At 56.8% G+C, this 14,343-nt stretch carries 14 protein-coding genes, 1 pseudogene and 1 riboswitch; of the genes and pseudogenes, 7 read left to right on the top strand and 8 right to left on the bottom strand.

The annotated features are described in order from the left end of the window. Positions 1-9: 9 nt before the first annotated feature. On the top strand, positions 10-792 hold the full coding sequence (locus QA648_RS21685; protein ID WP_283053604.1) for a glucose 1-dehydrogenase: 783 nt from the start codon (positions 10-12) through the stop codon (positions 790-792). A 107-nt stretch (positions 793-899) separates the two neighbouring features. Then, positions 900-1,045, top strand: a riboswitch (FMN riboswitch). A gap of 119 nt (positions 1,046-1,164) precedes the next feature. Next, positions 1,165-1,806, top strand: coding sequence for a 3,4-dihydroxy-2-butanone-4-phosphate synthase (gene ribB, locus QA648_RS21680; RefSeq protein ID WP_283053602.1), 642 nt, complete (start codon positions 1,165-1,167; stop codon positions 1,804-1,806). 127 nt (positions 1,807-1,933) lie between these two features. Here the strand turns inward: ribB and QA648_RS21675 are convergent, their stop codons facing one another. Next, a complete protein-coding gene (locus tag QA648_RS21675) occupies positions 1,934-2,422 on the bottom strand; it encodes a helix-turn-helix transcriptional regulator (RefSeq protein ID WP_283053600.1) in 489 nt (162 codons plus the stop codon). Positions 2,423-3,154: 732 nt separating this feature from the next. Between QA648_RS21675 and QA648_RS21670 the strand changes: the two are divergent. From QA648_RS21670 to QA648_RS21650, 5 genes and pseudogenes are all read left to right on the top strand, one after another. After that, a pseudogene (locus QA648_RS21670) lies at positions 3,155-3,598 on the top strand (TniB family NTP-binding protein); the annotation flags it as partial. Continuing rightward, a complete protein-coding gene (locus tag QA648_RS21665; RefSeq protein WP_283053597.1) occupies positions 3,576-4,229 on the top strand; it encodes a TniQ family protein in 654 nt (217 codons plus the stop codon). The pseudogene QA648_RS21670 and the gene QA648_RS21665, both read left to right, overlap by 23 nt. A 2-nt stretch (positions 4,230-4,231) precedes the next feature. Continuing rightward, the gene (locus QA648_RS21660; RefSeq protein ID WP_283053596.1) at positions 4,232-4,459 is read left to right on the top strand and encodes a hypothetical protein; all 228 of its coding nucleotides are present in this window, start codon (positions 4,232-4,234) and stop codon (positions 4,457-4,459) included. A gap of 227 nt (positions 4,460-4,686) precedes the next feature. After that, positions 4,687-5,040: an NAD(P)H-binding protein gene (locus tag QA648_RS21655; protein ID WP_283053594.1), complete on the top strand. Its 354-nt coding sequence runs from the start codon at positions 4,687-4,689 to the stop codon at positions 5,038-5,040. Between the two features lie 25 nt (positions 5,041-5,065). After that, positions 5,066-5,812, top strand: coding sequence for a GGDEF domain-containing protein (locus QA648_RS21650; RefSeq protein WP_283053592.1), 747 nt, complete (start codon positions 5,066-5,068; stop codon positions 5,810-5,812). A 481-nt stretch (positions 5,813-6,293) separates the two neighbouring features. On the opposite strand, the gene QA648_RS21645 is transcribed toward QA648_RS21650, so the two are convergent. The 7 genes from QA648_RS21645 to QA648_RS21615 form a co-directional block, all read right to left on the bottom strand. Next, entirely contained in the window at positions 6,294-6,614 is a 321-nt protein-coding gene (locus QA648_RS21645; protein WP_283053590.1) for a 2Fe-2S iron-sulfur cluster-binding protein, read from the bottom strand. A 165-nt stretch (positions 6,615-6,779) separates the two neighbouring features. Continuing rightward, positions 6,780-7,919, bottom strand: coding sequence for a ring-hydroxylating oxygenase subunit alpha (locus QA648_RS21640; RefSeq protein ID WP_283053579.1), 1,140 nt, complete (start codon positions 7,917-7,919; stop codon positions 6,780-6,782). Between the two features lie 624 nt (positions 7,920-8,543). Beyond that, a complete protein-coding gene (locus QA648_RS21635) occupies positions 8,544-8,942 on the bottom strand; it encodes a thioesterase family protein (RefSeq protein ID WP_283053589.1) in 399 nt (132 codons plus the stop codon). Between the two features lie 176 nt (positions 8,943-9,118). Continuing rightward, the gene (locus QA648_RS21630; RefSeq protein ID WP_283053587.1) at positions 9,119-10,189 is read right to left on the bottom strand and encodes a GlxA family transcriptional regulator; all 1,071 of its coding nucleotides are present in this window, start codon (positions 10,187-10,189) and stop codon (positions 9,119-9,121) included. Beyond that, on the bottom strand, positions 10,179-12,212 hold the full coding sequence (locus QA648_RS21625; RefSeq protein WP_283053586.1) for an ABC transporter permease subunit: 2,034 nt from the start codon (positions 12,210-12,212) through the stop codon (positions 10,179-10,181). The genes QA648_RS21630 and QA648_RS21625 overlap by 11 nt, the downstream gene beginning before the upstream one ends. Positions 12,213-12,289: 77 nt before the next feature. Then, positions 12,290-13,348: a betaine/proline/choline family ABC transporter ATP-binding protein gene (locus QA648_RS21620; RefSeq protein ID WP_283053585.1), complete on the bottom strand. Its 1,059-nt coding sequence runs from the start codon at positions 13,346-13,348 to the stop codon at positions 12,290-12,292. Between the two features lie 10 nt (positions 13,349-13,358). Further along, entirely contained in the window at positions 13,359-14,321 is a 963-nt protein-coding gene (locus QA648_RS21615) for an ABC transporter substrate-binding protein (RefSeq protein WP_283053583.1), read from the bottom strand. Between the last annotated feature and the right edge of the window lie 22 nt (positions 14,322-14,343).

Below are 14,343 nucleotides of genomic sequence, written 5' to 3'. Positions count from 1 at the left end.
GAAATCCGAATGAACCGCTTCGAAAACAAGACCGTCGTCATCACTGGAGCCAGCCGGGGTATTGGTGCCGCCATCGCACGGCGCTTTGCGAAAGAGGGCGCAAATCTCGTCGTTTCCGCCAATGAGGAGTCGGTGCACTCCGTCGCTGAAGAGATCAAGAAGAATGGCGGCAAAGCGATCTCCTTCGTCGGCGACGTCACGGATAAGGCAAGCGTGAAGGCCCTTTACGATGCTGCGGAAGATACCTTCGGTACTGTCGATGTCTCGATCCAGAATGCCGGCGTCATTACAATCGCGCGGATTGAAGACATGACCGAAGGCGAGTGGGACAAGGTCATGGCAGTCAACACCAAGGGTGTTTTCCTGTGCGCACAGGAAGCGATCCTGCGCATGCGCAAACACGGCCGCGGCGGACGCATCATCAATACCGCATCGGGACAGGCACGAGACGGCTTCATTTATACGCCGCACTATGCCGCCTCGAAGATGGGAGTGGTCGGGATCACTCAGAGCCTCGCAAAGGAAGTCGCCACCGAAAATATAACCGTCAATGCGTTCTGCCCGGGCATCATCGAGACGGACATGTGGGCCTATAATGATCAGGCCTGGGGTAAGCTCCTTGGCAACTACGGTCCGGGCGAGTTGATGAAGGAGTGGGTCGCAGGCATTCCGATGAAGCGCGCCGGTTCCGGCGAAGACGTCGCCGGTCTCGTCACCTTCCTCGCGAGCGATGATGCGGCCTACATCACAGGTCAGACGATCAATGTCGACGGCGGTCTCATCATGTCCTGAGTTCCGTCAGGCATGAGAAAACAATCTGTTCACCGGTTGTGTCGCAGAAAAGACAGTGAGAGGAAAACTGCCCTCTTGCGGGAGGCCATATCGATCGCCTATCTTATCAGCGTTCTCAGGGCGGGGTGAAACTCCCCACCGGCGGTATCGAGGAAACTCGGAGCCCGCGAGCGCTTCCGCAAATTGCGGAGGGTCAGCAGACCCGGTGAGAGGCCGGGGCCGACGGTTAAAGTCCGGATGGAAGAGAGCAACCGTGCGAGCACCACCAGTGTTGTGGTGTGTCCGCAGGCTTGTTCGCCCAAGGGATAAACAGTGACTTCGAAAGAGGTCTTGGATGCCGCAAAAGCGGCTAACCCTTGAAAGGCAAAGTGCATGGCAATTTCCAAAATCGAAGACGCAATCGCGGCGATTTCACGCGGCGAGATCGTTGTTGTTGTTGATGACCAGGATCGAGAAAACGAGGGCGACCTTGTGATTGCGTCCGATGCCGTAACGCCTGCGGCAATTACCTTCATGATGAATCATGCGCGCGGTCTGATCTGTGTGGCCGTGGAAGGTGAAAGGCTGGATGAGCTCGACATTCCCCTGATGGTTCCACGCAATACCGAGGTTCTGAAGACCGCCTTCACAGTGTCCGTCGACTATATTCCCGAAACGACGACAGGGATTTCTGCAGCCGATCGCGCCGCGACGGTTCGTGCCCTCGTTACGCGGGGCACGCAGCCGGACGACTTTGCCCGCCCGGGGCATATTTTCCCGCTGCGCGCTCACCCGGCTGGCGTGCTTGGACGTCCCGGCCATACCGAGGCAGCCGTCGATCTCGCAAAGCTTGCCGGACGCTCCGGATCTGGCGTGATTTGCGAAGTCGCCAATGACGACGGCACCATGGCTCGCCTTCCCGATCTTGAGAAGTTTGCCGAGCGGCACGGCCTGCTCCTGGTGACGATTGAAGATCTGATCGCTTATCTGGCGCATCAGCGCGATCTGGCGACACCGGAAATGTCGGCCGCCTAATCGTTCAAACTAGATGCCAACATGGCGCGTTCTGTTGCAAAAGATTGTTGTGTCTGCGATTGGCGGAGGCACCTTTCTAGACAAGAGCTCTCGCAATCCGCTCGCAACAATCGCGCCTTTGCTTTCGCTATAGATCGGTGTCCGGCCTCTCTTCCAGCTCCTCATCGGCAATGGAACTGACCAGCGCCACGACGCGGCTGCGGACACGCGGGGGAAGCAGCAGAACGTCCTCGATGAGGCGACGGCCTTCCGCGGTGGAGATATAGGCGATGCGGTCATCGACCTCGGTCACGATTTGCGGGTCCGCTGCGCCTTCGGGATCTGGAAGGCCCTCGAAGAATTTGGCGACGGGGACCCGGAGCCGTTTGGCGACCTCGTAGAGCATGGATGCACTGACACGGTTCCTGCCGTTTTCGTATTTCTGCACCTGCTGGAAACTGACGCCAATGCCGGCGCCAAGGTCGCCGAGCGATACATTCGATTGTATCCGGCGAATACGGATCTGTTGTCCGACATGCAGATCGACGGGATGCGCGGACTGGATTTCAATGTTCGGCTGCTTGCTTTGCTGTCTTCTCGCCGATCGGACTTGTGCGGCGGCTGTACGACGATTCATGATCGACACCCCGAATGGAGAGTTTCATGCGGTACGCCCCCGCTGAAAACTCGCTCAACCCACTGATCGGGGAGTGCAAACCGTGCTAGACGGCCCTATGGCCTTTAGCTCCGAGGAACCTGGACATACGCCACAGGCTCCCCGACCCAAAAGGTCAAGGAGTGTGGTGCCGTACCGGCCGACACCAACCGCTAGCAGGGGTTTGCAGCCCCAAGGCAGCGCGTACTGCCTCGCAGAAAAAGATAGTGGAATTCAGTTTGCTTCGCAACCGAATTCTATACAAGATTCAATGGCTTCACCTTGGAAACACGCGGTACTTCGCAGAGCAGCAGATCCGCGCTTTGCAGATACTATGACGTGCTGAGCTATTCGAAGCGCGATAAGGAAACCTACCATTTGCGACGATGCGCTCGCGACACCCCGCCGTGGCTCCTGTGCTCCTTCGTGGACGGAACTTCCTGCGTCCAAGCGACCGCTCGTGCAACAACGCCGCCCGCCGGCGCCCCCTTCCTTCTCAAAGACTAAAACAGCGGCCATCCGATCTCACGGTCGTGGAGATTGACCCAGATGTGGTTCTGGCGTTCCTTGATCATGTCGAAGGCGAACGTGGCAATGCGGCCCGATCACAAGACGTCCCTTTGCAACGACCCGATCGTTCTTTCGCCACCTTGAGTACAAGGCACCGGCATGTCTTGAGCACGCATTGCGGATACGGCCGTTGCCCATGTACCGCTGGTGATCGACGAGGTGCATAACATTCTCGCTGGAACATATCGCGAGCAACGCATCGTCCTCAATACATTGTGCTTTCTGAGCAACCGCCTTCAGATCTCGCTCGTCTGCTTCGGGGTGAATGACGCTCGTGAGGCCATCGGCGGCGATGTGCAATTGGCGCGCCGCTTCGAACAGCTCACGTTGAGCCGTTGGGCTGCAAACGAGCAGTTTGAAATCTTAGTCGCCTTGATACTGCGTAACACACCACTGCGTTACCCGTCCGTTTTAACTGCAAAATCATTGCGACGGATACTGCAGATTAGCGAGGGTATTACTGCCAACATCTTCCACATGATCAACTCCCTGGCCATCGAGGCAATCGAAACCGGAACAGAGCGAATTACCGATGAAGCCATTGAGAAGTGGGAGCCGGAATTTGATGCCGAAGCAGCATTTGCCTGAGATGGAGATATCCGCCCGGCAATTGCCCGTAAGGCTGGCTCCCTGCCCCGATGAACTTCTGTCCTCGTGGATCATTCGGCATGCCGCTTTCTACGCCATCCCTCCTTTGGCCATGCTTCGGTACTGCCTTCCCGAGGTGCGTTCATTGCGCACGGCCGATCTAGATCTCACCGAAGGTCAGATCATCCAAATAGCCCGAATGTTCTGGATCGATCCCGCCACGGCCCGCGGCATGACTTTCTCGAATATTTTGCAATCGTTACGGCGGCTAATTGCCAGCCAGCCTCGGCAATTATGTTGCGGCTGTCGCCGGACTGTCCACAGGTCGGACATCGTTCTTCGCAGCCAATTTCTCGGCTGGCGGATCACCTGCCAGCTTTGTGGGAATCTCCTTCACAGCATTGGCGCGAATAACCGCCCTTCTCCCTTCAGTCGCTATCACCGTGCCGCGCTGATAGGAGAGCGGATACTCGACGACGAGGCCGAGCATGGTATCAAAAACTGGGTGTCGCCAAGTGAGATCGCCCGCCTGTTGCTGATGCGGCGTATTCCACGTTTTTCCCCGATCATTACGAACCATCACGCTATAGAGTGCTCGGCGCAATCATTCCCGATCTCGATGACGTCCTAAAGATGGAAGCTGCCGAACTTCCGACCCCAGCAAGTCCAATCTTGTCACTGCACTTGCGGCCCGCTCTTTTAGCTGGCGTGGCCATAGTCCAGCGTGCCGGACCGGAGATGCTTTATATGCTGCGTGGCCATATGATGGGTGAGAACAAAACCCGCTTCGGCAACGCTATCGAAGAGATGGTGGACTGCGCGCGTCAGTCGCGGATGGCTTCGCAGTTGCATTTAATCTGAGATTTTCGGCTCATGGAATCTCCAATAAACTGCCAACTACAAAAGAAACGGTCGCATTCTCACGTTTAAATGCTAAACGACACCGTCTGAGGATCAGGTCGCACTCGGCTCCACGCTGAAGGGGGCCGGTGCTGTCCTCTGCTGCCTGGGGACGCATTCTCTACGAAATGTGACCCTGATGCAGAAAAGCCTGCCGCTGATTGCATGGGCAATGCAGAGTTCGGGCGTTGACCGGCTTATTCTTCTTTCCGCATGGCGTCGGCGAGACCGCCCGCACGGCTTCTTTGTTCGCCCGTTTCCTTTACAGGACTATTGTCTCGTCCGTCTATAACGACAAGGCGACGTCGGAGGTCGCGCTTGCCACAGCCAACCTGAAATGGAGCGGCATCTATCCGGTGATCCTGACAAATGGACCGCTGAGTCAAGCTGTCGATGTGCGACCGATGTCCTCGGTGCAGAAAGTATCGGGTCTTCCCAAAGTCTCACGTGCCGATGTCGCACGTGCCATGCTGGATGCCGCAGAAAACGAAAAGACAACTGGCCAGCGTCTTCTGGTAACTGCTTCCGGTACAGTCCGATGAGACTTGGTCTTTGAGGGAGGGTCCAATGAATATTTCACCAACCAGTCAAACGCGCGTCGCGACCGGCACGATTGTTGGAACGTTGATTTGTATCCTGGTCGCAGTTGTTGTCGACTCCTTCAGCTTCGAAGGTATGACTGAAGCTCAGATCAGGACGTCTTTCAGAAATGACATTCTGATCCCATTGGCTCTCGGCGGTGGTTTTTTCTATCTACTTTTGAGCAAAATGCGGGCGCTTGCGATAGCGCACCGCGAGCTCCAACGGATCGCGTCCACCGACAGCTTGACAGCTGTGTTGAACCGCGGCGCATTTTCGATGCTGGTCGAGGCTTACTTCCAAGATGTCAAACGCAACACCCTTCCTCGTGAGGGCGCTCTTTTGCTGGTGGATGCCGACTACTTCAAAAAGATCAACGATTCGTACGGCCATCAGGCCGGCGACGCGGTACTTAAACGCATCGCCGGTTCGATACGTACGTCGGTTCGGGACAATGACCTTGTCGTACGTGTGGGGGGAGAGGAGTTTGGCGTATTCCTTCCTGGGGTCTCACTGGAGATAGCCGCAGGAATTGCCGAACGTATCCGCTCAGGTGTTCACAAATTGCCGGTCGAGGAAGGTGGTGAACATCTCTCCGTGAGCGTTGGGGGTGCCCTCTTCACAAGCATCACAACCTACGATCACCTTTATGCACAGGCTGACCAAAACCTCTATGCCGCTAAAGCTGCCGGCCGCAACCAGGTCGTGGTTGCTACTTTACCGGAGGCATCATAGGGCACTGTAGATCCTAGCTTTGGGTGGCAGAGGTCTTGGAAGGAAGCTTAGCGTCAGCCGTTTCAAGGTGGCTATCGGCGCCCTGTCTGTATCGCCGCAACTGTTAAGATGACGCTTTCCATCTCGGCCCTGCGGCCGGTCGGTGACATTGCAATTCCTTGATAATCTGGGGCAGTCGGGCTCTCTTAGAGCCAAAATTTAGTTAGACTAAAAACTAGTTTCCGCCACCAAGATGGTTCCAATTCCCTGGTGTCCGGCGTCTGGAGAACTGTGGTTGCCTGCCGACCAAGCTGCTGCCGATTGGAATCGCCACCGACTGAACCGTCCGAAAACGGCATAAAGAAACTGAACGCACCTCCCATCGAAACGCGAGGTATCGAAGTATCTTCCTTCCTAACTCCCATCGATTTTCTCCAGAAATAAGATCGTTAGCACTCTGTCCGTTAGTTGCTGCATTGAATGTCAGCAGGCGATACGATTTCTAGGTCTGGCGGGCAGGCACGCTCACGATTAGACCGTCCAGATTCTTTGACAACGTGAGTTGGCATGAAAGGCGGGATGCTGGTTTGACATCCAACGCGAAATTCAACATTTCGGCTTCAATCGAATTTGCGGGCCCGACGCGTTCTACCCATTCGCCATCGATGTAGACGTGGCAGGTGGCGCACGCGCACGCTCCACCGCACTCGGCAACAACACCTGCAACGGAGTTGCGAATAGCATTCTCCATTACGGTCGAGCCCGGCTCTGCCTCCAATTCAAAACGCGCGCCATCGAACGCGATGATGGTTAGCTTCAACATCCAATCATCCAGCTGCCAATAATCGTTTCATTGTCTTCTAAAAATCGCCGGTCTTTCCCGCTATTTGATCTCTGGCGCTCACACATTTCTTTGGCGTCCATGAATCGGCGATCCGCCTCAGCTGATAACGGGATCGATTGTGTGTCCTCAGAAGTTGACCAACGTTCACGCATTTGCTTTTGCGTAGGCGTCGAGGACGAGTCCGTGGAAGTGGTGGACGGCGTGTTCGGATTTGCCTGAGCCTTGCGGATCGTTGACGATGCGGCCCTGGGTAAAGGCGGGGGTGTTCATGCCCTTCTGGACGCTTTCGACGATGGCAATGTCTTCGGCCTGCAGCACCTCGTCGAGATATTTGATCGTCTGGAGCTCCATCTCGTTGGGCTCCGGCGTCTCCAGGAAGAAGTCGTAGGTCTCGAGCGTCCGGTCGGGGCCGGCGGGGATGATGTTGAGCACGATCATCGAGGAGCGGCCGGGATAGCGCATCAGGCAGGTGTTCGGCCACAGCCACCAGACCGCATGCGTTTTGACGGTGGCGTTCGAGACGTCATAAGCACTGTTTGACGAAGTGCCGGCATCGGCCATGTGGCTGGAATAGATGCCGTGCGTCGTCACCTTGTAGGTGTCCATGTCGACGAGGGTGCAGAAGTCCTTGTGCGCTGTCGGGCAGTGATAGCATTCGAGGAAGTTGTCGACGACATTCTTCCAGTTCGACTTGATGTCATAGGTGAGGCGATGACCGAAGGTCAGCTTGTCGATATCGGGTGCCCAATGGCGGATTTCCGTCTCCAGATCGCCGGTCTGCGAGCTGAGCGAGGCGGCTTGCGGATCGAGGTTGACATAGATGAAGCCGCAGAACTCTTCGACCTGGACCTGGTCGAGGCAGATCTCCTTGGGATCAAAGTCTTCGAGGTTTTCCGTATAGGGGGCACGCACGAGCTGCCCGTCGAGCTTGTAGGTCCAGGCGTGATAGGGACACATGATCTTGTTCGAGACGCCTTCACCAATCAGAAGCGCGTGGGCCCGGTGCTTGCAGACATTGTAGAAGGCACGCAGCACGCCGTCGCGATCACGAACGACGGCGATCGGCTGGCCGGCGATCTCGACGGTCACATAGGCGCCCGGCGCGCGCAGCTTCTCGACATGACAGACCCATTGCCAGCTCTTGGCAAGGATTGCCTGCAGGTCGGCGCCATACCAGCGCGGATCGGTGTAGGCCACGGCATTCAGCGACAGCGAGCGCGAGGCGTTGGGCGAATAACCCTTTGCGATGGCGGCGAATTCGTCCTTCGAAGGCAACAAGCTCATGATCAGTCCTCCCGAGGCCGGGACGACAGGTTCATCCCTTCAACTGTTCACAGCTTGCTGCCAACCCAACGCCGCCACTATGCGCCGTCCGCCATCGGCTTAACATAATTCGCCACCATCCCCTGACCCTTCTCACGGCGTCTTCACCGACTTCCGGTGCATCGGCCAGGCACGAAAAGGGTTCACGGCCGCCGCTCAGCAAAGCGAGGAAATGATGACAAATCTGATGTGATGATTGGAGTGGTTCGGAATGGATTCGGCAACGTCGCGCATCGGCTCGTTGCCGGTTGGCAAGAGTGATCGCGGGCTGTCATGTTGCGACCCACCGCAATGTCTAACTTGAATTTAATGAGAGTTCCGGCCGTGCGCTTTCAGCCAGACGATTCTGCGCGGAAGGCCGCCAAGTGTCGGCGTGCAAGGACTTGAGATCCGCGTCAGGGATCGGCGATAAATTGATCGCCTGCCCGGAACTGGCCAGAGAACGGCCATAAGAAATGGCATCGTCGACAACGCCCTGCCTTATCGACATTTGTCTGCGCACCGGTTCCCAAGAGCGATGGGCTGTTCAACAAATTCGCTCAGCAAGACAGGTAGCTAAGTCTGGACCGCTCGATCCGCAAAATATCAGTCCGCGGCCGTCAGCTTTTGATCGGTAAGAAGTTTGGCGCGCGTCCTTTCAGGTATCGGCATGCTCTTTCTATCCTGCAGACTGAAAAATACGTCGACCACATCGCAGGACGCAACGACCTCATTCGTATCGGTATTCGTCATTTCGAGCCCAAAGTTCACTGACTTCGTACCGATGCGCGTTATCTTGGAGCTTATCGCCAATACCGTGCCGGCCAGGACTTCAGATCGAAAATCAATCTTGAGGGTCGCAGTCACCGGAACGCTTCCTTGGTTCGAGGCGCCGTACTTGCTCCAGAATACAAATATCGCATCATCAAAGATGGCCGCATAATTGCGGACATTGAGATGGCCGAAATGATCGCACATCCATTGATGGGCGATCGCGGTCGTCAAACGGTTTTCAATGGACATTGTCTACGCCTTCTCCATGCATGAGGTATTGCGGACGCCCAGAGCAATTCCAGGAAAAGTGCGAAGCGGTTTTCCGTCCGTAATGCGTAAAAACAAAAGGGTAGAGCGGGAAAGCGATTCTGTGAAACGATGAACCGCTCTAGTGCCAAATGAGCGTCCTATGCAGCGGCCAAGCGTTCGACCTGGGCGCATTGGTGGCGTCTTCCTTTCCGCATTTCGTTCGGTGCAAAGCCTTGATGGCTTCGATACGTCTTGGAAAAATGGGATGACGAGACGAACCCGCAAGCAACCGCCACTTCCACTATCGGCATGGCCGTCTGCCTTAACAGTGAGTTCGCATGCTCCAGCCTGAGCCGGATATAGTAGCGAGCTGGACCACAGCCAAACTCCTGACGGAAGAGCCTTTCCGTTTGCCGGCGCGACATCCGGATGCCTTCCGCGATGGCTTCAATCGGCAACGGCTCGGCTATGTTTCGCTCCATCAGCCGGATTGCATCGCGTAGATTGGTATTCTGCACGCCCTGGGGCCTGGCGAAAGGAAGTCGCTGGCGATCGGAACGGTCGCGCATGAAGGTCACTAGCGCCTGCTGGCATATTTCCCCGGAAATCTCGTTGCCGACGTCCTCAGCAACAATGTGAAGCATCATCTCCAGAGAGGCGATTCCTCCGGCGCAAGTATAGATGCCGTCATCGACTTCGAAGATCTGAGAAGTGGGGTGTACGTCCGGAAATTGCTCCGCAAACCCCGGCAGGTTCTCCCAGTGTATCGTGCACTGTTTGCCCTGGAGAATGCCGGCACTTGCAAGCAGATGGGCGCCGGTGCAAACCGCACCTATTGCTATCCGCCTCCTGCGCAACTCGCGCAGCCAGCTCGCCAGTCCACGATCAGAATTGTGCTGTACATTACGCCCCGTGCAAATGATGGCCATCCGGAGATCCTGCCAATTCTCCGATTCACGTCTTACTTGTGCAAGGGAAAAGCCCACATCGACGGAAAGTCCGCAGCTTGCGCGGACCGGACGACCATCCAAGGAGACGAACTGCCATTCATAGACGTCACGACCTAACGACTGATTGGCGAGGCGCAGCACTTCCAGCGCGGACGTAAACGCCAGCATTGTAAATTCGGGAACAAGATAGAAAACATAGACGTACTTTCTTTCCGATCTCACATCAGGCTCCCGGATTGCAGGTGTCAAACGATGCATTTTGTCGAATTCAAAGGCCAAGCGCTTTTCGCCGCGCGGCGGCAAACGCCTGCACGAGGCGATCGGCGACGAGCGCGAGAATGGCCATTGCTGCTCCCGCCGCGACTCCAAGACCCACATCGCCTTGACCCAATGCGAGATAGATCTGCTGACCAAGATCCGTGGTGCCGATGAGGGCGGCAATCACCAACATGGAAAAGGCGTAGAGGATTGTCTGATTGAGCCCTAGAAGGATCGTGGGGGCGGAGTACGGTATGCGGACCTCCCATAGGGCCTGCCATTCGCTGGCGCCGGATGCCACGGCCGCCTCCAGCAGGTCTTCGGGTATCGATGTCAGCCCGTGTCGGGTATAGCGAATCATTGGTACGATTGCATAAGCGCAAATCGCCAAGAAGGCCGAGAACTCGCCGATCTGGAAGAACATGAGGACCGGGATCAGGAAGACGAAGAGCGGTATAGTCTGCAGGAAATCGCATATTGGCCGAAAGATACTCCACGCGGTTTCGCTGAGAGCACAGACGATGCCGATCGAGCCACCAATCACGACGCAGACGACAACCGACGCGGTGCACAGATAGATCGACAGCAAGGCTGGTGCCCAAAGGCCAGAAACAAGGATTGCGACCACCATCAGGACCGAAAAGGTCGCAAGCTTGGGCCCGCCGGCGAACCAACCGAGAGCGCCGAGGCCAACGAGAACGAACGGCCATGGCAGGTTAATGATCCCAACCACAACAACCCCCGCGGCAATCAGGAGACACAGGCCCAGCACGATACGGTTCCAGGCCGAAAGCGCCGCAGCAATCAAGCCGAACGCCACAAAAACCCAGGCGCTCATGGCATTGGTCCACTGGAATCCCCAGGTGAATGGCAAGACGGCCTCGTCCAAGCCCACGCGCAGCGGCAAGAGGACGTAGAACATGGCGCCGTTCTTCAACCTTTCCAATATCGCGCCGTTGGCGGCAGTAAAGTTGCCGAGCTTGACGTCGATATAGGCTGTGGTCCCTTTGAACGCCGCGTAGTGATCCGGTCCCGGGAGGACGGAGGATTGCACCATTGCTGCAATTGCGGAGATTGCGGCGATGCCAAGGGCGACGCGCCAGGAATAACGCCGTCCGTCATGGGCGAACGTGCTGCTCATGCGGTCCGCGAGAATGGCGAAAATCACGATCACAACGCCGGCAATCAAGCTTTGGCCGAACGCCGCCTTACGCATGGTCAAAAGCACTTCCCAACCGATATCATTGAAGCCGCCGATCACCGCCGCGATGATAACCATAGAGAGTGCGGCCATGATGGTCTGGTTCACGCCGACCATGATCTGGCGGGAGGCGGACGGGATTTCGATGAGGAAGAGCTGTTGAAATCGTGTGGCACCGGTCATGACCGCTGCCTCTTTGATATCCGGCTCCACCCGCTGAAGCGCGAGCATCATGTTTCGAGCCATTGGTGGCGCCGCATAGATGACCGAAGCGATCAATCCGACGACTGGACCAAAACCGAAGAGCAGCAAAAGGGGTGTCAGATATGCAAAGGTCGGGACTGTCTGCATGACGTCGAGCATGGTCCCTATGGGGCGATTTATCACCCGGATTTCGTTAGCGAGCAGGCCAATGGCCATGCCGACGATGATCGCCAGCGGCACAGAGACGAAAACCAGCGCCAGGGTGTTCATGCTGGCAATCCAGTAGCCGCTGAGTAGCACAAACCCAAGACCGCCGAGCACTAGAAGGGTCATCCGCCAGCCTCCTATGTACCAACCGAGGGCGGTCAGGAGACCGATCGTCAGACTGTAGGGCGAATGCACCAGAAGTATGTTGGCCCAGACCATCGGATAGGAGAGAATCCACGAGATAAATCTGGCGGCAGGTTTCAGAAATTCGAAAAGCGACGTCAGCCCATTGCCCAGCCATGACGTCACCGGCAGCGTAAACGCGTCCGGCCAGATGCTTATCCAATCCTGGTAAGGCGACAGCAGCAGGCAAATCGCTCCGATCAGCACCGTCACCATTGCAGCCCAGAACGCAGGTGTGAGACGAGCCATGGAACTTCTTCCGCTGTTGCGTTCGTCGGTCGAAAAGGGGCTGGCGCCTGACGCCCTTTTGGGTGTGTCAACGACCGTCACGAGCGTTCCACCTGTAGTGCACTGGCCAATTGACCAGGATGGACAACGCCTGCCATCTTGCCGTCGCGGCCCCAGACAGGAACGGGCTGATAGAGCGCCATGCAAGACGCCAGAGCGTCGTCGATCGTCATGTCCGTGTCGATCTTCGGATCGTCGGGCATGTTTGGCAGGATCTCCGGCAAGTTCATCATCGAGCTTACGTGAGAGTATCGACCTTTGGGAACGTCCCGCGTAAATTCGCGCACGTAGTCGTCGACGGGATTGACGATGATCTCATCCGGCGTACCGATTTGGACGACAATGCCATCCCGCATGATTGCGATGCGATCTGCGAGTTTGAGCGCTTCCGTGATGTCGTGGGTAATGAACACCGACGTCTTTTGCAGTCCCGCCTGTATTCGCAGAAACTCGTCCTGTAGCTGACGTCGGATCAGAGGGTCGAGTGCGGAATACGGCTCGTCGAGAAACCAGAGATCAGGATTGACGGCGAGCGCGCGAGCGATGCCAACGCGCTGCCTCTGACCACCCGACAATTCGCGCGGATACGCATCTTCGCGCCCCGCAAGACCCACTAGGTCGAGAACTTCGATCGCCCGAGCGCGACGCTGTCGACTGGCCAATCCCTGCATCTTGAGCGGAAAGCCGACATTTTCCGCCACTGTCATATGGGGAAACAGTCCGAAATGCTGAAAGACCATGCCCAGCTTGTTGCGCCGCAGCTCGATGAGCCGTTGCTTGCTGGCGGTCAGGATGTCCTCTCCGTTTATGAGGATCGATCCCACCGTCCCGGCGATGAGACGCGAGATGGCCCTTATCAACGTCGACTTACCCGATCCGGACAAGCCCATGATAACGAACACTTCACCCTCGGCAACGTCAAACGTTACGTCCTGGACGGCCGGAACCAGACCGCGTTCGCGCAGGAGCTTTGCTGCATCGCGCGCGTTCTTGCCTGTTTCAGCGAGCGCCCGCTTCAATTCCTCTCGGGCGTTCGCACCGTAGACTTGCCAAACTCCTTTGCAGGAGATGGCCGGAGATGTGATCGGCTTGGACATGGTCTTCAGCTCACTTTATGGCCGCAGTGACGATCGGCTTCCAGATCGAGGCGTTGGCTTTGACCCACTCGTCGGTGACGGTTTCGGTGGATTTACCATCGACATCGACGGCGCCCATCAGTGGCTGCTGCTGGTCCGTCGAAAGCGTGAAGGCCTTCAGGATCTCGTAGGCTGCGGGCCACTTCTGCTTGACGCCTGGCCATACCGTCTTGAAAACCCGGGTCGGGATGAAGTCACAGTCTCCCGTTACATCCTTGTTCGGGCCGTAGGACGGATCCGTGTAACACTCCGGTGTGCCTTTCGGCAGCTCGACAAATTTGAGATCATATTTGGCGACCGCCCAGTGAGGCATCCAGAACACTGCCAGCAGAGGCGTCTTGCGTTCGACCGAAGCCTTGAACTCAGCGACGAGGGCTCCCTCGGAGCCGGCCGGGATGGCCTTGAACGGAAGGCCAAGGGCCTTGATGCGATCGGCGCCCGGCGTTCCCCAGTCACCGGGATAGTCGACAAGGCGTCCTTTCGGCAAGGTTTCGGCAGTCGCGAAAATGGAAGCGCACTTCTTCAGAGCCTCCCAATTCGGCAGGCCGGGGCAAAGCTCGGCAACGTGCGGAGGATAGGCGAAACCTTCGCGCGCCGTCAGGCCGAGCGCACCGATGTCCTCGACCTTTCCGTCCTTGTTCATCTGCTTGTATTGCTCGGTTACGTTCGAACTCCAGACTTCCAGCGCAGCATCGAGCTGTCCCTCTGAAACTGCCTGCCACATATTCTGGTAGCCTGCCGTGACGTATTCGACCTTATATCCCGCCGCCTCGAGGATCTTGCCGGCAATATGAGTGGTGACTTGTTGGCCCGTCCACTCGTTGATGGCAAGCTTGATAGGCTCATCTTTCGCACCCAGCTCGACAGCATAGGCCGAGTTCGCACAAATGAGCGCCATGCTGCCTGCAAGTGCGATTTTCCAAAGTTGATGCATAAAATTCTCCCGTTTTTCCTTG

This window comes from Rhizobium sp. CB3171 (genome assembly GCF_029714265.1).
Taxonomy (GTDB): Bacteria; Pseudomonadota; Alphaproteobacteria; order Rhizobiales; family Rhizobiaceae; genus Rhizobium.
This window is presented reverse-complemented; position numbering and strand designations above follow the sequence as displayed.